Here is a 16817-nt window from a genome sequence, read left to right as displayed (position 1 = left end):
GGGTCATACCTCCCGCTGCCGGCGCAGGCTGCGTACCTGGTAGATGACGATGGGAATGACCAGGATGAACAGGACGACAGCTAGGGCCGAGCCCTGGCCGGTCTCCCCGTACCGGAACGCCTGGTTGTACAGCTCGGTCGCGATGACGTTGGTGTCGAAGTTGCCGTTCGTCATCGTGCGGACGATGTCGAAGAGCTTCAGCGTGGCGATCGAGACGGTCACCACCACCACGACCAGGGCGGGCCGGATGCCCGGCAGGGTGATTCGCCAGAACTGCTGCCAGGCGTTCACGCCATCGATGCGAGCAGCCTCGATCATGTCGGTGGGAATGGCCTTGATGGCGGCCGAGAGCACCACCATGGCGAAACCGGCCTGGATCCAGATCATCACCACGATCAGCAGCAGCGTGTTCAGTGGCGGGTTCGCCAACCACTGCTGGGGCTCGCCGCCGAGCCACACCCAGATCTGGTTCAGCAGGCCGATCTGGTCTGCCCCCGCGGGCCGGAACGCGTAGACGAACTTCCAGATGATGCCGGCGCCGACGAACGAGATCGCCATCGGCAGGAAGATCAAGGACTTGGCCAGGGCCTCGAGGCGGGCGCGGTCAACGAGCACTGCGTAGATCAGGCCGACCGAGGTGGCCAGCAGCGGCACCAGGAGGACCCAGAGCGCGGTGTTTCGCAGGATGTCGACGATCTCGGGCCGGTCGATCATCCAGCCGTAGTTGCGCAGCCCGACCCACTGCGTGCTGTCGCCGTTTTTGAGCGAGAGCACGAGGGTGCGGATCGCGGGGATGACCAGCCCGATGCCGAGCAGCAGGACCGTGGGCAGCAGAAAGAAGAGGGCGAACAGGCCCTCGCGGGACCGGCGCCGGCCCGGCTCGAGCGGCGTCCCGGTGGCGACGGCCGCGGCGAGCCGGGCCTGCCGACGGCGGGCGAGCCGGGTGGGGACGACGTCGAGTAGCAGCAGCAGGCCACCGACCACCACGACGAAGGCGACCACCCCATACAGCAACATGGCGAGTTTCGGCGCCTCGTCGGCGAAGTCGAAGTTCATCCGCCCTCCGGGGACGCGTGGGCTGGCGGTGGCCCGGCCGTGGGGCCGGGCCACCGGGGCGGGCTGATCAGCTGGGCCAAGAACTCTCGATGGCGGTCAGGGCCGCCGCGGTCTCCTTGCCGCTGATCCAGGACACCATCTCCTTCCAGAACGTTCCGGCGCCGACGGCGGCGGGCATCAGGTCGGAGCCGTCGAAGCGGAAGACCGTCTGCTCGTCCTGCAGGAGCTCGACCGAGAGCCGGTCGATCGGGTTGGCCACGTTCGAGAGGTCGAGCTTCGTGTTCGCCGACACCCAGTTGCCCAGCTTGGCCCGGCTGTTGGCGTACTCACCGGAGGCGAGGTACGTCTGCACCGCCTGGACCTCCGGGCGGTCGTCGAAGGCGACGGTGAACTCGCCGCCCCCCAACACCGGCTTGCCCTTCGCCGGGTCGACGGGCGGGAAGTAGAACGCGAAGATGTCGCCGTCCTCGGCGAGCTCGCTCTCCGCCGGCCACTGGTTGGCGTAGAACGACGCCTGTCGGTGCAGGGCGCACTCGTCCTGAAGGATTGGCAGGCCGGCCTCCTGGAACGAGGTGGTGGCGATGCTCTTCACCCCGCCGTAGCCGCCGTTGACGTACGTGTCGTTTCGCAGGATGGTCCCGGCGCGATCGACGGCGTCCACGACGCGCGGATCATTGAAGGGGATGGCATGGGTGGTCCACTGGTCGTAGACCTCGGGCGTCTGGGTCCGCAGCAGGACGTCCTCGATCCAGTCGGTGGCTGGCCAGCCGGTGGCGTCACCGGACTCGATGCCGACGCACCACGGCGTGATGCCGTCGGCGGCGGCCTGGTCACTGAGTTTGATCAGATCGTCCCAGCTGGTCGGCACCGACCAGCCCTGCTCCTGGAACATCTTCGGGGAGTACCAGACGAACGACTTGACGTTCGAGCCCAGCGGAGCGCCGTAGAACTCCCCGTTCACGGTGCTGTATTGCAGCCAGTCGGCAGCGTAGTTCTCCTCGGCCATCGCCTTGGTTTCGGCCGACGCCGGCTTGAGCTTGCCAGCCTGCGCGAAGCGGTTCACCAGGCCCGGCTGTGGGATGAGGGAGATGTCTGGCGCGTTACCGCCGTCCACCCGGACCTGGAGCTGGGCCTCGAATTCGCCGCTGCCCTCGTAGTCGATCTCGATGCCGGTGCAGTCGGCGAACTGTTCCCAGGACCGCTCGAGCAGGTCCGCCTCGGCGTCGCGGATGGACGCGTAGATGGAGACCTCGGTGCCGCTGTTGCCCTGGTACGGCTCGTATACCGCGCATTCCGGCGAATCGGAGCTGAGGTTGTCGCCGTCGTCGCTACCGCAGGCGGTGGCGCCGACGGCCAGGCCGAGCACGCCAGCCATTACGAAGGCTTGGCGTGGTCTGGCGAAGACCGCCATGCCGTCCTCCTTCCTGGTCGGCGCGGGTCAGTGCGACAGACCTGGCGCCGGTCCGATGGGCGTGCTCCACACAAAAGCGTTTGCAGCCGGTGTGGTCCACCCCGAAGACGACACGAGCGGATAACGATCTGAAAACGTCGATGCGATGGCCGGGCCGGTCAAGCGTTGAGCCGCCAGATGGACAGGTTGAGCAGGGCGGCGTAGGAGACCCAGGCCCAGTACGGCAGCAGCAGAATCGCGGCGACCCGGGAAATCCGGGAGGAGAGCAGGACGGTCCCGCCGATCGCCGACCACAACAGAATAATGTCGGCGAACGCCAGCCCGTACTGGCCGGCTCCGAAGAAGAGGGGGCTCCACGCCGCGTTGAGCACCAGCTGCGCGCTCCACGCCCAGAGCGCGGAACCGAAGCCACCGCGCCGCCAGACCAGCCAGCCGGAGATCGCGATCATCGCGTAGAGGACCGTCCAGACCGGGCCGAACACTCCCGCCGGGGGAGCCCAGACCGGCTGCTCCAGGCCGGCGTAGTCGGCGCTGCTGTCGCGGGCCGCCAGCCCGCCGATCGCGGCAGCGCAGCAGACGGCCGCACCGAAACTGAGTAGGGCCCACCACCGGCTTCGGTCGCCGGCCCCCTCGGAGCTACGCGCGCGCTGGCGCACCCGGGAGTGCTTCCGCTCCACCGTCAGCTGATGGCGTTGACCCCGCCCGGTCCGACCAGCAGCCCACCGACGATGAGGACGACTCCCCACAGGATCCGCTGCCGGAACAGGGCGAGAATGCCGGCCACCACCAGGACGGCCGAGATCAGCCAGAGAATCAGCTCCATGCCGGCCTGGTACCCAGGCTGCCCATCCGGGAAACCTCGCCCGGTTCGAGGTGCTCACCCAGGTGGAAGACGCTGTACGCCTGTTTGATCACCGGGTGTGCCACGTTCCGTACCCGTACTCCGCCGGGTGTGGTGCCGCGCTCGGTCCCGTGGTGAGCGTGTCCGTGTAGGGCGAGTGTGGTGGGGGCTGAGTCGATCGCCTGGCCCAGCTGGTAGCAGCCGAGGAAGGCATAGATCTCCGGCGGTTCGCCGGCCAGCGTGTCGGGCACCGGGGAGTAGTGGGTCAGGGCCACCAGCAGGTCGCAGTCGAGGGAATGTAGGGCGGCTTTGAGCGCGTCCGCGCTCTCGGTGCTGACCTGCACGAACGCCTTCATCTCCGGTTCGCCGAAGTCGGCGGCGCATCGCCCGGCGAAGCCACCACCGAACCCCTTCACCCCGGCGATGCCGAGCCGGCTGCCGCCGCAGTCCAGCACCGTCCCGTTACCCTCCAGCACGGTGATTCCAGCGGCCTCGAGCACCTCCACCACCCGCGGTACCTCGTTGCACTGGTAGTCATGGTTGCCGAGTACGGTCACCACCGGCACCCCCAGGCCACCGAACTCGCGTGCCACACACCGCGCCTCCGCCTCGGTGCCGTGGCGGGTCAGATCACCGGCGAGCAGCAGCACGTCGGCGTGGTTCGGCATCTCCTCAAGAGCCGGCCGGAAGCGGCCGACCACGTCCTCGTCCAGATGCACGTCGCCCACGGCGGCGATTCGGATCACCATCGGGTCTCCCTCAGGGCAGTTGTTCGATTTCCGTGGGCGGGTGCGTCCGGACCACCCCGATGTCGCTGGTGACCGCCAGCTCCGGGAAGTGCTCGGCGACACGCCGGAGGATCTCGTCCCGGCGCTGTACGCTCTCCACCTCGCCGTGCAGCACCAGGCCGAGTTCCCGGCGGACCACGGTGATGCCCTGCTCGGCCACGTCGGGGTCCTCGGCGAGGAGCCGGTGAATCTCGGCCGCCACGTACTCGTCGGTCGCCCGTCGCGTGGCAATGTCCTGGTGTTCGGTCACGGTGTCCCCTTTCGTTCCGGGGTGCCGGCGTACGCCACCACCTCAAGCCGGTCCAGCAGCACCAGGAACGCCTCGGCGTACGGCGAGTGGCGCGTGTCCCGGCATACCCGTTCCCAGTCGATCTGCTCGCGCAGCGAGCGAGCCAGGGGCAGGCCCCGGGTGAAGTCGCAGTGGTGCTGGGAGAAACTGAGCAGCTTGTGCACCATCAGCTGGGTTGCCGAGAGCACCGGCATGTGGATCGCGTCCACCGGCCGGACGATGGTCTCGACGAAGGTCTTGTCCGTCACCGGTGTTTCGATGGGTCGGTGGATCAGGTCCACCACGCGGTCGTCGTCGATGACTTTGACCAGCCAGTCCTCGGGCGGGCGCTCGGCGAGGAAGCCGGCCGCGACCAGTGCGCCGAGGGCCTTGTCAACGTCGGACTCCCGGATCAGGAAGTCGACGTCGTGTTCGCTGGAGTGGCCGCCGTGCGCGTAGACCGCGAAGCTGCCGCCGAGCGCGAAGGGGATGTCTTGCTGCTTGAGCACGGCGGCGACCTTTTTCAACGTGTGCACCAGGGTCTCGGCTCCGCGCTCGGCCATCTGGCTCTCCGTTCCTGGTGGTCGGGAGGAGGTGTCAGGTCGGTACCCGGCATCGTGGTCTGCCACACCTGGCACCACGCCCGGGAAAGCATCAACCGCTACCAAAGGTGCTGGATCGGCCGAAAGAGCGGGAGCGTGGGTCGGATAGCGTGTGCAGGGTGGCCGATCTCAATGTGGCGCGACGCGGCAGGGCCCGACTGCGACGCGGCAGGGCCCGACTGCGTGCCGTGGCCCTGATCGGTATCGATGGCTCAGGTAAGACGACGCAGGCCCACCGGCTGGCCACGGGGCTGACCGCGATCGGGCTTCCTGCCACCTACCATCGCAACGCCGGTGGTCGGCGCTTCCTCGGCCGGGTGGCGCGGCGGCTGGGTCGGCGGGACGCGCAGCGGCTCCTCGGACGGGCCGGCCTGCTGGCCGCAGAGTCCGCGCTGCGTTGGCTCGCCATCGCCGCCGCTCTGCTGTTGCGCCGGCTGACCGGCCGGGTCGCGGTGATGGACCGCTACTCCGCCTGCCAGTACGCGAGCATTCGGGCGCACGGCGGTCACCGGTGGGAGCGGCTGGCCCGGCTTGGCTACCGGGTCTTCCCCCGGCCGCAGGTAACGTTTCTGCTGGTTGTTGACCCCGCCGAGGCGTACCGGCGGATCGAGCGACGCGGCACTGACCACGAGAGCATGCGATACCTGATCGCGGCGGATCGCGCGTACCGGAGCCTGCCGGAGCACCCCACCTTCGTGCTGGTGGACGCGAACCGTCCGGCGGACGAGGTGAACCGGCAGATCAGGGAGCACCTGCACCGTTGGTTGGGCGCGGCGCCGGAGCCGGCTCAGGTTCCGGTGCCGCAGTAATCGGCAGTGATCGGCACGAACGGTGGATGGCCGCCGACTGGCCCCGGGCCGGCAGGAAAGCGGCCCACGGATTGTTCACCCGGGCGTGGGGTATCACCACGGGTGTGGATGAACCGATCGGGCCGCCGTGGCAGATCCGGGCGTGACCAGGATCGCAGCTCGGTGGTGACCCGGGTCGCTGTGCGGTGGTCGGGGTGGTGTTGCGATGGACTTGGCCTGGACCGGCGGCCGTCGATCCAGCTGTCGGGCGTCGTGCTCGGCTAAGGGCCGCCACCTGAGGTGCTGACAGCAAGTATGGACCGTTCTCTCAGCTAATTATCAGGCATTCGTGACACGTTCGACTCACGGAATGGAATCCCTGACGCGTCTCAACTGTTGTGCAGGTGTCAGCGCCGATGAGCAGCAGCGGAAGGTACGGGGAGGGAGCTGGCGGACGTGGGGATGGCAAGGAACCGGGCAACCGGCGCGAGTGAGGGGACCGTGAGTAACGTGGACAAGAATATCGGCATGCGGACCGACGAGGTCGCCGAGGAGCGCGATCTGGTCGGCGTCTACCTTCACGAGATTTCCCGGACCCCGTTGCTGGACGCTGCCACGGAGGTCGATCTCTCCAAGACGATCGAGGCCGGCCTCTACGCCGAGCATCTGCTCGACGAGGACCGCGTCCCGGCCGGCGTCGAGAAAGCCGAACTCCAACGGCTGGTCGCTGACGGGGCGCGGGCCAAGGACCTGTTCATCCGGGCCAACCTGCGACTGGTCGTGTCGATCGCCCGACGGTATGTCCGCTCCGGGATGCCGATGCTGGACCTGATCCAGGAGGGCAACACCGGTCTGGTCCGGGCGGTGGAGAAGTTCGACTACGAGCGTGGCTTCAAGTTCTCCACCTACGCGACCTGGTGGATCCGCCAGGCGATCAGCCGGGCGATCGCCCAGCAGGAGCGCACCGTGCGGCTGCCGGTGCACCTGGTGGAGGATGTCAACCGGATGCGGAACGTGGCCCGGCAGCTCACTCGGGAGCTCGGTAGCGACCCGGAGCCGGAGCAGATCGCCACGGCGCTCGGCGTCACCGTCGAGCGGGTCAACGAGCTGGTTCGTTGGTCGCAGGACACGGTGTCGTTGGATACCCCGGTCGGTGACGACGGCGACACCAACCTCGGTGACCTGGTGGCCGACACCGACGCGCCGTCACCGGAGGAGATCGTCCTCACCGGTCTGGAACGGCAGCGCATCGAGGGCCTTCTCAGTCACCTCGACGACCGGTCGGCGGGCATCATGCGCGCCCGCTACGGCCTCGAGGACGGTCGGGAACACTCGCTGACCGAGGTGGCCTCCCGCTTTTCGCTCTCGCGGGAGCGGATCCGGCAGCTGGAGATTCAGGCACTCGGCCGGCTGCGCGAGCTGGCCCGCGCCGAAGGGCTCCAGGCCGCAGCGTGAGCGGTGCCGGGCCGGCGTCCCGACGGACGCCGGCCCGGCCCTGTTCGGGCGGGTGCCGGTCAGCGGACCCGGCCGTACCCCAGGATCGGCATGATGTTCATGTCGCGTTTGAGCACGTTGCGCCCCGCGGTGGGGGCGTCGATGATCTGACCATCGCCCACGTAAAGGGCGACATGCCCCAGCCCGCGGTAGAAGACCAGGTCGCCGGGGCTCAGGTCGTGGCGGTTGATGTGTGCCACCACCTCCCACTGCCGGCGGGTGCTGTGCGGCAGCGACTTCCCGGCCGCTCGCCACGCCGCCGACGTCAGGCCCGAGCAGTCGTACCCGGCACCGTCGTCCCCGCCCCACCGGTAGGGCTTGCCCAGCGCCCCGTACGCGTACCGCACCGCCACCCCGGCCGCGCCGGGGACCGATGGTGCCGGCTGGACCTGGTCGGGGCTGGCCCCGGCGGGTTCGGTTGCCCGGCCGTACGCCTGCCGGCGCAGCTCGTACAGGTCGGCTAGGTCGCGCTCGATCCGCTTGCGGGTGCTGGCCAGCCCTCGGGCCTGCGCTGCCGCCTTCTCCATGGCTTCCTCGAGCCGGGTCCGTTCGGCGAGGAGCTGCCGCTGGTCGTTGGTGACGGCGGTGATTCGTTTCTGCCGCTCCTGGGCTAGTCGGTCGACGGTGGTGAGCCGGTTGACCAGGGTCGTGGCGTCGTCTGGGCTCAGTAGTGCGGTGGCGGTGCCGAGTTCACCGGTCTTGTACGCGGCCACCGCCAGTTGGTTGACCTCGGCCCGGCTCCGCGCGACCTGTTGCTCCAGCGGGCCCAGCCGGGCGGTCAACCGGGCCAGGGTGGCTTTGTTCGCCTTGAGGTCCTCGGCGAGGGTGTTGTGCGCCTCCACGACCTGCTCCAGCTCGGTGGAGGCTTTCTCGATCCGCCGGGTCAGCTCGGCGGGGGAGGGCTCGGCCTGGGCGGGCGCGACCGGTGCGACCAGCGTGGCCGAGATCGCCGCGACGGCGAGGGCGGGAAGTCGTTTCCGGATGGACGGCAAGTGCGACGGCTCCTTCTCCCCACCAGCCACCGGGTAGGGGGCGGAGGCCCCAGCGGCGCCGGACCCGTGCCCTCCGGACGGACGGCGATGGGCGGGCCGGCCCGGACAAGGTAACCCGGGGCAGGAGTGAACCGCAGGGGAAAACGAGGCGATTGTTGCCGAACGGAAGTACGTGAACTTCTATCGGACGGGGGTGTTGGCGACCGGATCCGGAGTCGCGGTCTGCTCGGTCACCCACCCGCTCACCCGCCGCTCGGCGAAGAAGGAGACGAACGGCACGGTTCCCGCCAGCATCACCAGGATCATGCGGGACAACGGCCAGCCGGCCCGCCGGGACAGGTCGAAGGCGGCCACCAGGTAGACCATGTAAAGGAAGCCGTGGGCCTGGCCCACCGTCTCCACCACGAGTGGGTAGTCGAACCCGTATTTGAGCGGCATTCCGATCACCATGAGCAGGATCAGCACCACGCCGACGATCCAGGCGATCACGCGGTACCGGGTCAGGGCTGCGCCCACCGTCGTCCGTCCTTCCGACCCGGCCTAGCCGGGGTAGTCGCCGGGTCGAGCACCCGGATTGTCGGTCAACCACCGCAGGTAGCGGTTGTAGGCGGTGAGCTCCGGATCGTCACTGTCCGGCACAGCGGCCGCGGTACGGCTGGCCCGTACCGGCCGGCGTACCGCCAGCCGGGCTGGCTCGGCGGTCGCGGACGGCTCGGCGGTCGCGGACGATTCGGCGGTCTGCGCCGCTGGGCCCGGCGCCTCGGGCCCGCGGAGTTCCTGGCGGACCTCCCGCCACCAGACGAAGACCACGAAACCGGCGAAAACCGGCCACTCCACGGCGTATCCCCAGCTGATCGGGTTGCCGCCGGCCGCACGGCTGAGCTGCCACCAGCCCAGCCCGAGGAAGCCCACGACGAGCACGACCAAGGCCACATGGCGCACGATCCACGCCGGGGTCCAGAGCCGCTTCATGGCCTCGAGGGTACCGGGGGCGGGGGCGCGTTCCGACAGCCGTCTCCTCGCGGCCATGCGCGTGTTCCGACAGCCGTCTCCCCGCGGCCGGGGGCGTGTTCCGGTGGCCGTGTCATCGCGGCGGGCTGGTTTGCCGGCACCTCGGGTGGGCATCCGGCTAGACGCCAGCCCAGAACAGTGAAGGGGGCGACGATGACCGGATCCGTGCGGCGGGATGAGTACCCGAGCCCGGAACAGCGGATGCCCGAATGGGATGGAGACCACCTGCACGACCGGGCCTCCGGCACCACGGACTCCGACGGCGAGGTGCTCGGCGTCGACCCGGCCGAACTCGGCGATGCCGACCTGATCCGTGAGTTGCACAGCCTGCACCGAACGCGGCTGGACACGCTGCGGCACGCCGCCGACGCGGCGCTCGCCACCCACCTGCGCCGGACCGCCGAGCTCGAGACCGAGTATCTCGCCCGGCGTCCGGGGCGGGAGGTCGACCCGAGCCGACTGCGGGAGTCGTGATGGCGTCAGCCGAGCGGGGTATCTCGGCCCCCCCGGAGGTCGTGTTCAACACGGCGATCGACCCGAGCCGGATGTCGGCGTGGCTCCCCGAGCCGCTTCGCGTCGGCGGCCGGCCAGCCACCGACATCCAGCGGGCGGAGCTGACGGCCCGCTGGCGGGCCACCGGGGACTGGACCGCCGAGATCCGGGTTGACCCGGCCGACTCCGGTGGGGCGTGGATCCGGCTCGACCTGACCGGTGGCACCGCCGAGCGGCTGGTGGACGAGGCGTTGGAAGACCTCGCCCAAGCGGTGGCCGACAACCTGCAGGCGGGCTGAGTCGGGCTGAGTCGGGGGCAACCGTCGAGCCCTTCGGCTCGGCGACCAGACCGAGGGAGCGGTGACCGAGTTGAAGGCGAAAGTGACCCGTCTGCGTCGGGCCTACGCGCCGCACGAGTATCGGCCGCTCGGCGGCTACCTGGTGGCCATGGGTGCCTACGCCGGGGTGACGTCCGCGATCGCCGGGCTGGTGAAGGCCACTCGGCGGCCGCTGCCGGAACGGCCCGCGACGGCCGACGTGGTCCTGCTGGCCATCGCGACCTACAAGCTCAGCCGGCTGCTCTCCAAGAAGGCCGTGACCAGTCCGCTGCGGGCCCCATTCACCCGCTACGCCCGGCCGATCGGTAGCGGCGAGGTGATGGAGGAGGTGCGCGACTCGGGTAGCCCCACCCGGCACGCCGTCGGTGAGCTGCTCAGCTGCCCGTTCTGCCTGGCCGTCTGGGTAGCCACCGGGCTCACCGGCGGACTGGTGCTGACGCCGCGGCTGACCCGTCTCGTCGCCACCGCTCTCACCACGATGACGGCGTCGGACTTCATCCAGCTGGCGCATGCGACGGCGCAGCAGGCGGCCGAGCGGAGCTCGGGTTAGTCGCCGGCCGAATCGCTTGCTGACGTCAGCTCACTCGCCCCTCCGGGCTCCGGTGCACCTGCGCCGGCCCACCGTCGCACGATCACGGCGGGCCGGTCACCCGACCCCGCCGCGATCGTAGGACTACCTGGCCCGCGGCGAGCGGAGCAGGTTCAGCTGTCCTCGCCGGACCAACCGCGGGGAGACCCCTCCTCCCGCTCGTCGGCGTCCGCGCCGGTGATGATGTCTCGATCAACCGCGGTGACATCGTGCTCCCGGGCGAAGTCCGGCTCCGGCAGAGTGTCCCGGCCCTCCGGCGGCTGGCCGAGAGCCGCGAGCTGTTCCTGCTGCTCGGAGTGCCGCTCGGCGGGCTGGGACATGTCACTCTCCTTCATGACGGATCACCGGGCTGCGGACCGCCGCCGGCATCGCCGGATTCACTGCCGGGCATCGCCGGACCGGCGGACCGGCTCGTCGGCCGCGGGCCAGTCAGGTGACCGACCCGCCCAGCAGGTCGGCCGCCTCGTCCACGGAGTACTCGCCCTCGGGCAGTCCGCAGATGCGGGTGAGTAGCTCCGCCGGCATCTGGGCGGCGACCGCTCGCCGGTAGATGTCGCCCTGGCTGATCCGTTCCTGGCCTCGGTAGAGATCCTCGAGTAGGTCATCGAGACGGCGCAGGTCCGACTCGGTCTCGGGCACCGCGGTAACGGGTGGGTTGTCGGTCACGGCGCCCAACTACCCGGGGCCGGAACCGGTAAACCACCCGCTCGGCGATCAGACCGGGGTGACGGCCGGAGCCCGACGCCGGGTGCGTACGGCGGCCGCCAGGTCGGCCAGGACCTGCTCCGTGGTGTCCCAGCCGATGCAGGCATCGGTGATCGACTGCCCGTACGTCAGCTCGCGGGTCGGGTCCAGATCCTGCCGACCCGCGAGCAGGAAGCTCTCCAGCATGACGCCGACGATGCCGTGCTGGCCGCCGGCGAGTTGGGCGGCCACGTCGGCGGCGACAAGTGGCTGGTTGCGGTGGTCCTTGCCGCTGTTGGCGTGGCTGGCGTCGATGACCAGCCGTTCGGGAAGCCCGGCGGCGCGCAGCAGCGCCAGCGCGTCGTTCACCGACTCGGCGTCGTAGTTCGGCTGGTTGCCGCCACCGCGCAGCACCAGGTGGCCGTCGGTGTTACCGCGGGTATGCATGATCGCCGGGGTGCCGGAGGCGTCGATGCCGGGGAAGACGTGCGGCACGCCGGCCGCCCGGATGGCGTCCACCGCGGTGGAGATGCTGCCGTCGGGACGGTTCTTCATGCCGATCGGCATGGACAGGCCGGAGGCGAGCTGGCGGTGCACCTGGCTCTCCACCGTCCGGGCGCCGATCGCGCCCCAGGCCACCGTGTCGGCGATGTACTGCGGGGTGATCGGGTCGAGGAACTCGCAGCCGACCGGAAGACCCAGGCGCAGCACGTCGATCAGGAGCGCCCGGGCCCGGCGCAGGCCGGTGTTCACATCACCGGAGCCGTCCAGGCCGGGGTCGTTGATAAGCCCCTTCCAGCCGACGGTCGAGCGCGGTTTCTCGAAGTAGACCCGCATCACCACGAGCAGGTCGTCGGCGAGTCGATCGGCGAGCTCGCGGAGTCGGTGCGCGTAGGCGAGGGCGGCGACCGGGTCATGTACCGAACAGGGGCCGACCACGACCAGGAGGCGGTCGTCGGTGCGGTCCAACACTCGGCCGACGGCCCGTCTGCCAGTCAGTACGGCCGAGGTGAGCGGACTGTCCAGGGGGAGTTCGTGGTGTAGCAGGGCCGGGGTGGTCAGCGGCACCACGCGGTCGATCCGCTGGTCGCTGAGCCGGTTCGTCTCGGAGGTGGTCACGGTGGGCATCCCTTCGCCGACCGTGCCCGGGGCCGGTGCCCGGGAGAGCCGGCTGCTCGTACGCAAAAAGGCAGGAGCGGAAGCTCCTGCCTTGCCGGCTCGTGCGGGTGACTTCAGCTCACGATGAGGTCACCGGCGGGAGAGCCGGCTGCCTAAACCATCGATACGAGCGTGTCACGTCGGTGAGTCTACCTGACTCGACGGCAATGGCCACCCGCACGTTCGGAAAGGCTCATCTGATTTTTACCAGCTTCGATGGCGGTATCGATAGGTTTGTGGCGCCAACGACCGACCACTCCCTCTCCCGGAGGTTTTCGATGGATCGTCGTACTCTGCTCCGCGCTGGCGTCGCCGGTGGCGCCGCCGCCTTCTCCGGCAGTCTCTGGGCTGGCGCCGCGCTGGCCGACCCCGCCCAGCCCGGGGAGAGCCCCTACGGCCCCCTGCAGTCGGCCGACGCCCTGGGTATCCAGCTACCCGCGGGATTCACCAGTCGGATCGTGGCCCGCTCCCGGCAGGCCGTCACCGGTACCGGGTACACCTGGCACGACGCGCCCGACGGCGGCGCCTGCTTCGCTGCCGGTGCCGGCTGGATCTATGTCTCCAACTCGGAGATCACCCCGGGTGGCGGCGCGTCGGCGATCCGGTTCAACGCCGACGGCACTGTCGCCTCGGCCTACCAGATCCTGTCGGGCACCCGGCAGAACTGCGCGGGTGGAGCGACGCCGTGGGAGACCTGGCTCTCCTGCGAGGAGGTCAGCCGGGGCTACGTCTACGAGACCGACCCGACCGGTGGCGCGAACGCCCTACGGCGGGACGCGATGGGTCTGTTCAAGCACGAGGCCGCCGCCTGCGATCCAGATCGTCAGGTGATCTACCTCACCGAGGACGAGCGCGACGGCTGCCTCTACCGGTTCCGGCCGACGACCTGGGGTGACCTCTCGGCCGGCACCCTGGAGGTGCTGGTGGCCGGCACCGCCACCAGCGGCCCGGTTTCCTGGGCCCCGGTGCCCGACCCGGACGGCTCGCCGACGTACACCCGAGACCAGGTCTCCGGGGCGAAGCGGTTCAACGGCGGGGAGGGCTGCTGGTACGCCGACGGCACCTGCTGGTTCACCACGAAGGGGGACAACCGGGTTTGGGCGTACGACGCGGTCAACGAGCGGATCGACCTGGCGTACGACGACTCGTTGGTCCCCGGTAGCGCCCCGCTGACCGGCGTGGACAACATCACCGGTAGCGCCGGCGGTGATCTCTACGTCGCCGAGGACGGCGGAGACATGGAGATCAACATCATTACCCCGGACGAGGTCGTCGCCCCGTTCCTGCGGATCACCGGTCAGTCCCGGTCGGAGATCTGCGGTCCGGCGTTCTCGCCCGACGGCACCCGGTTCTACTTCTCGTCCCAGCGCGGCCCCTCCGGATCGTCCTCCGGCGGCATCACCTACGAGGTACGTGGCCCGTTCCGCTGAGCGAGCCGGCGGGGCCCGCGGCTGAGCCAGTATGTCGGGCCCCGTCCCGCGGCGCACCGCCCGCCTCGGGCCCCGTCCCGCGGCGCACCGCCCGCCTCAGGCCCCGTCCCGCGGCGCACCGCCCGCCTCGGGCCCCGTCCCGCGGCGCATCGTCCGCGCGCCTCGGAGATCGGATAGCGTCCTCCCATGCCCGACAGCGGTTTTCCCTGGCCCATCGAGACGACCCGACTGGACAACGGCCTGCGCGTGGTGGTGAGTGAGGACCGCACCGCCCCCGCCGTGGCCGTGAACCTCTGGTACGACATCGGCTCCCGGCACGAACCGGAGGGGCAGACCGGCTTCGCCCACCTCTTCGAGCACCTGATGTTCGAGGGCTCGACCAATGTGGCGAAGACCGAGCACATGAAGCTGGTCCAGGGGTGTGGTGGGTCCCTGAACGCCACCACCAACCCGGACCGCACCAACTACTTCGAGACGGTCCCCGCCGAGCATCTTGAGCTGACCCTCTGGCTCGAGGCCGACCGGATGGGCGGGTTGGTGCCGGCGTTGACCCAGGAGACGCTGGACAACCAGCGGGACGTGGTCAAGAACGAGCGGCGGCAGCGCTACGAGAACGTCCCGTACGGCGACGCCTGGCTGCGGCTGCTACCGCTGCTCTACCCGCCCGGCCACCCGTACCACCACTCGACGATCGGCTCGATGGCCGACCTGAACGCCGCTGACCTCCCCACCTTCCAGGCGTTCCACTCCGCGTACTACGCGCCGAACAACGCTGTGCTGACGGTCGTCGGCGACACCTCCGCCGACGAGGTGTTCGCCCTGGCCGAGAAGTACTTCGGCGCGATCCCGGCCCGATCGGAGATCCCGGCCGCGCCGGACGGCCGGCACGTTGCCGGCACCGGCGTGGCGACGACGGAGACGGTCGTCACCGAGGTGCCCGCGCCCCGGGTGTACGTCGCGCACCGTACCCACCCGTTCGGCGGCGCCGGTTACGACGTGACCAGCGTGCTCGCCACCGTCCTCGGCAGCGGGCGGGGCAGCCGGCTCTACCAACGGCTCGTCGACGGGGAGCGGGTCGCGCAGCCGGACCTGATCGGGGCGTACGGGGTGGACCTGGCGTACGCCCCGGCGCCGTTGATCGTCACCGCCACCGCCCGCCCAGGGGTGTCGGCGAAGCGGTTGGCCGCCGGGTTGGGCGAGGTTGTGGACGAGTTGGCGACCGTGCCGGTTACCGCCGCGGAGTTGGACCGGGCCAAGGCGCTGCTCAGCACCGCCTGGTGGCGGCAGATGTCGACGGTGGAGGGTCGGGCCGACACCCTCGGCCGGTACACGACACAGTTCGGTGACCCGCGCCGGGCAGCCGAGCGGCTGCCGGCGTGGCTGGCGGTGACCGCCGAGCAGATCGCGGCGGTGGCCGCCGAGGTGCTCGCCCCGGCCGACCGGGTGACCCTGACCTACCTGCCCGAGGAGAGCTCATGACGCTGATCAGCACCCGGCCCGGTCCGGGGCCCGCCCGACCGTACCGCTTTCCCCAGGTGGTTCGCCGCGGTGTCGCGGGTGGGCAACTGGTCGCCGCGCACCTGCCGGGGCAGTCGCTGGCGGTGGCGCTGTTGCTGCTCGATGCCGGCGCCGGCCGCGAAGCGCAGGGGCGGGAGGGGCTGGGCACGGTGCTCGCCAAGGCCCTGGAAGAGGGGACCGCGCAGCGGGACGCGACGGCGTACGCGCTGGCCATCGAGGCGCTCGGCACCGAGCTGGTAGCTGGCCTGGACTGGGACTCCTTCCAGGTGAGCGTGCAGGTGCCGGTGGATCGGCTGCCGGCCGCCGTGGAGCTGTTGGCGGAGGCGGTGCGCACGCCGCGGCTGGAACCGGACGATGTCCGGCGGGTACGCGACGACGAGGCGACCGCCCAGCGCATGGATTGGGCGAATCCGGGCCCGCGGGCCGACGCGGCGCTGCGAGCCGACCTGTTCGGCGCCGAGAACCGCTGGGGCCGGCCGCTGTACGGCGATCCGGAGACGGTGGCCGCGTTGGAGGTCGAGGACGTCCGGATCTTCCACTCGGAGTGGTTCCTCCGGCCGGGCACTCTGGTCGTCGTCGGGGACTTGGAGCGCCTCGACCTAGACGCGCTCGCGGCGACGGCGTTCGCCGGCACCGGTGGCGGCGCGGTGGACCGGGGCGGCCCGGTCCAGGTCGCCCCACGCGACGGCCGCAAGATCATTTTGGTGGACCGGCCAGGTTCGGTGCAGTCGACGCTGCGGCTCGGGCATCCGTCGCCGCACCGCGCACACCCCGACCATGTGCCGATGCGGCTCGCCGGCACCGTGCTCGGTGGCGCCTTCACCTCCCGGCTCAACCACCTGATCCGTGAGGTGCGGGGCTACACGTACGGGATCCGGGGTGACTTCGTCTCGTCGCGTCGGTTCGGGCGGTTCGCGGTCAGCTCCGGCGTGCAGACCGCGGTGACCGCGCCCGCGTTGGTCGATGCGGTCGGCGAGATCACCCGTACCCAGCAGACCGGGGTGACCGAACCGGAGCTTGCGGTGGCCCGCTCCTGGCTGGCCGGCCAGCTCTCGGTCGAGTTGCAGACCCCGCGGGCGATCGCCGCGGCGCTGACCACGCTGGTCGTCCACGACCTGCCCGACGACTACCACGCCCGGCTGCGTACGGCGCTGCTCGCCGCCGAGGTCGAGGAGGTCTCGGCGGCCGCCGCCGCACACCTGCACCCGGAGGAGTTGACCCTGGTGGTCGAGGGGGACGCCGCCCTGATCCGGGCCGAGCTGGCGGCGACCGGCCTGGGGGAGGTCATCACCAGCACGCGCTGACCGCTCACCGCCCGGATCGCCAGGTCCGGGCGGTGGGAAAGGATTCTTGGTTG

At 70.3% G+C, this 16817-nt stretch carries 21 protein-coding genes; 8 read left to right on the top strand and 13 right to left on the bottom strand.

Going from position 1 to position 16817, the window contains the following annotated elements:
* Positions 1–3 precede the first annotated feature (3 nt).
* From SALPAC2_RS0111155 to SALPAC2_RS0111125, 7 genes are all read right to left on the bottom strand, one after another.
* Positions 4–1056 (bottom strand): carbohydrate ABC transporter permease, encoded by a 1053-nt coding sequence (locus SALPAC2_RS0111155; protein WP_018216738.1) that lies wholly within the window; start codon positions 1054–1056, stop codon positions 4–6.
* Positions 1057–1123: 67 nt separating this feature from the next.
* Positions 1124–2467 carry an ABC transporter substrate-binding protein gene (locus tag SALPAC2_RS0111150; protein WP_018216737.1) on the bottom strand — a complete coding sequence of 448 codons (1344 nt, stop codon included), beginning with the start codon at positions 2465–2467 and terminating at the stop codon, positions 1124–1126.
* A gap of 158 nt (positions 2468–2625) precedes the next feature.
* Positions 2626–3144 carry a TspO/MBR family protein gene (locus SALPAC2_RS0111145; RefSeq protein WP_026184632.1) on the bottom strand — a complete coding sequence of 173 codons (519 nt, stop codon included), beginning with the start codon at positions 3142–3144 and terminating at the stop codon, positions 2626–2628.
* A 2-nt stretch (positions 3145–3146) separates the two neighbouring features.
* On the bottom strand, positions 3147–3290 hold the full coding sequence (locus SALPAC2_RS27525; protein WP_018216735.1) for a GPGG-motif small membrane protein: 144 nt from the start codon (positions 3288–3290) through the stop codon (positions 3147–3149).
* Positions 3281–4057 carry a metallophosphoesterase family protein gene (locus SALPAC2_RS0111135; protein WP_018216734.1) on the bottom strand — a complete coding sequence of 259 codons (777 nt, stop codon included), beginning with the start codon at positions 4055–4057 and terminating at the stop codon, positions 3281–3283. The genes SALPAC2_RS27525 and SALPAC2_RS0111135 overlap by 10 nt, the downstream gene beginning before the upstream one ends.
* A gap of 10 nt (positions 4058–4067) precedes the next feature.
* Entirely contained in the window at positions 4068–4346 is a 279-nt protein-coding gene (locus SALPAC2_RS0111130) for a hypothetical protein (protein ID WP_018216733.1), read from the bottom strand.
* A complete protein-coding gene (locus SALPAC2_RS0111125) occupies positions 4343–4927 on the bottom strand; it encodes a nucleotidyltransferase family protein (RefSeq protein ID WP_018216732.1) in 585 nt (194 codons plus the stop codon). Before SALPAC2_RS0111125 ends, SALPAC2_RS0111130 begins: the two co-directional genes overlap by 4 nt.
* Before the next feature lie 158 nt (positions 4928–5085).
* Here SALPAC2_RS0111125 and SALPAC2_RS0111120 point away from each other — a divergent pair, with 158 nt between their 5' ends.
* Together SALPAC2_RS0111120 and SALPAC2_RS0111110 are read left to right on the top strand one after the other, a co-directional pair.
* The gene (locus SALPAC2_RS0111120) at positions 5086–5775 is read left to right on the top strand and encodes a dTMP kinase (RefSeq protein ID WP_188115905.1); all 690 of its coding nucleotides are present in this window, start codon (positions 5086–5088) and stop codon (positions 5773–5775) included.
* Positions 5776–6216: 441 nt separating this feature from the next.
* Positions 6217–7209: a sigma-70 family RNA polymerase sigma factor gene (locus SALPAC2_RS0111110; protein WP_026184630.1), complete on the top strand. Its 993-nt coding sequence runs from the start codon at positions 6217–6219 to the stop codon at positions 7207–7209.
* A gap of 59 nt (positions 7210–7268) precedes the next feature.
* Here the strand turns inward: SALPAC2_RS0111110 and SALPAC2_RS0111105 are convergent, their stop codons facing one another.
* The 3 genes from SALPAC2_RS0111105 to SALPAC2_RS0111095 all read right to left on the bottom strand — a co-directional run bounded on the left by SALPAC2_RS0111105 (position 7269) and on the right by SALPAC2_RS0111095 (position 9212).
* The gene (locus SALPAC2_RS0111105; protein WP_018216728.1) at positions 7269–8240 is read right to left on the bottom strand and encodes a C40 family peptidase; all 972 of its coding nucleotides are present in this window, start codon (positions 8238–8240) and stop codon (positions 7269–7271) included.
* 180 nt (positions 8241–8420) lie between these two features.
* Positions 8421–8756, bottom strand: coding sequence for a DUF3817 domain-containing protein (locus tag SALPAC2_RS0111100; protein ID WP_018216727.1), 336 nt, complete (start codon positions 8754–8756; stop codon positions 8421–8423).
* A gap of 24 nt (positions 8757–8780) precedes the next feature.
* Positions 8781–9212 carry a hypothetical protein gene (locus tag SALPAC2_RS0111095; RefSeq protein ID WP_018216726.1) on the bottom strand — a complete coding sequence of 144 codons (432 nt, stop codon included), beginning with the start codon at positions 9210–9212 and terminating at the stop codon, positions 8781–8783.
* Positions 9213–9404: 192 nt separating this feature from the next.
* Between SALPAC2_RS0111095 and SALPAC2_RS0111090 the strand changes: the two genes are divergently transcribed.
* The 3 genes from SALPAC2_RS0111090 (at position 9405) to SALPAC2_RS0111080 (ending at position 10631) form a co-directional block, all read left to right on the top strand.
* On the top strand, positions 9405–9725 hold the full coding sequence (locus tag SALPAC2_RS0111090) for a DUF6158 family protein (protein WP_018216725.1): 321 nt from the start codon (positions 9405–9407) through the stop codon (positions 9723–9725).
* Positions 9725–10042: an SRPBCC family protein gene (locus SALPAC2_RS0111085; protein ID WP_018216724.1), complete on the top strand. Its 318-nt coding sequence runs from the start codon at positions 9725–9727 to the stop codon at positions 10040–10042. The genes SALPAC2_RS0111090 and SALPAC2_RS0111085 overlap by 1 nt, the downstream gene beginning before the upstream one ends.
* A 61-nt stretch (positions 10043–10103) precedes the next feature.
* A complete protein-coding gene (locus tag SALPAC2_RS0111080) occupies positions 10104–10631 on the top strand; it encodes a DUF1360 domain-containing protein (protein ID WP_018216723.1) in 528 nt (175 codons plus the stop codon).
* A gap of 152 nt (positions 10632–10783) precedes the next feature.
* On the opposite strand, the gene SALPAC2_RS0111075 is transcribed toward SALPAC2_RS0111080, so the two are convergent.
* From SALPAC2_RS0111075 to SALPAC2_RS0111065, 3 genes are all read right to left on the bottom strand, one after another.
* Complete coding sequence (locus SALPAC2_RS0111075) at positions 10784–10990, bottom strand: hypothetical protein (protein WP_026184629.1); 207 nt, start codon at positions 10988–10990, stop codon at positions 10784–10786.
* A 109-nt stretch (positions 10991–11099) separates the two neighbouring features.
* Positions 11100–11345 carry a hypothetical protein gene (locus SALPAC2_RS0111070; RefSeq protein ID WP_180197235.1) on the bottom strand — a complete coding sequence of 82 codons (246 nt, stop codon included), beginning with the start codon at positions 11343–11345 and terminating at the stop codon, positions 11100–11102.
* 39 nt (positions 11346–11384) lie between these two features.
* A complete protein-coding gene (locus tag SALPAC2_RS0111065; protein WP_018216720.1) occupies positions 11385–12482 on the bottom strand; it encodes a 3-deoxy-7-phosphoheptulonate synthase in 1098 nt (365 codons plus the stop codon).
* 308 nt (positions 12483–12790) lie between these two features.
* Here SALPAC2_RS0111065 and SALPAC2_RS0111060 point away from each other — a divergent pair, with 308 nt between their 5' ends.
* The 3 genes from SALPAC2_RS0111060 (at position 12791) to SALPAC2_RS0111050 (ending at position 16764) form a co-directional block, all read left to right on the top strand.
* On the top strand, positions 12791–13942 hold the full coding sequence (locus SALPAC2_RS0111060) for an alkaline phosphatase PhoX (protein ID WP_018216719.1): 1152 nt from the start codon (positions 12791–12793) through the stop codon (positions 13940–13942).
* Positions 13943–14128: 186 nt separating this feature from the next.
* Positions 14129–15421: a M16 family metallopeptidase gene (locus SALPAC2_RS0111055; RefSeq protein ID WP_018216718.1), complete on the top strand. Its 1293-nt coding sequence runs from the start codon at positions 14129–14131 to the stop codon at positions 15419–15421.
* Positions 15418–16764 (top strand): M16 family metallopeptidase, encoded by a 1347-nt coding sequence (locus SALPAC2_RS0111050; RefSeq protein ID WP_018216717.1) that lies wholly within the window; start codon positions 15418–15420, stop codon positions 16762–16764. Before SALPAC2_RS0111055 ends, SALPAC2_RS0111050 begins: the two co-directional genes overlap by 4 nt.
* The last annotated feature ends 53 nt before the right edge of the window (positions 16765–16817 follow it).

The sequence above is a fragment of the Salinispora vitiensis genome (assembly GCF_000378825.1).
GTDB classification, from domain to species: Bacteria; Actinomycetota; Actinomycetes; order Mycobacteriales; family Micromonosporaceae; genus Micromonospora; species Micromonospora vitiensis.
This window is presented reverse-complemented; position numbering and strand designations above follow the sequence as displayed.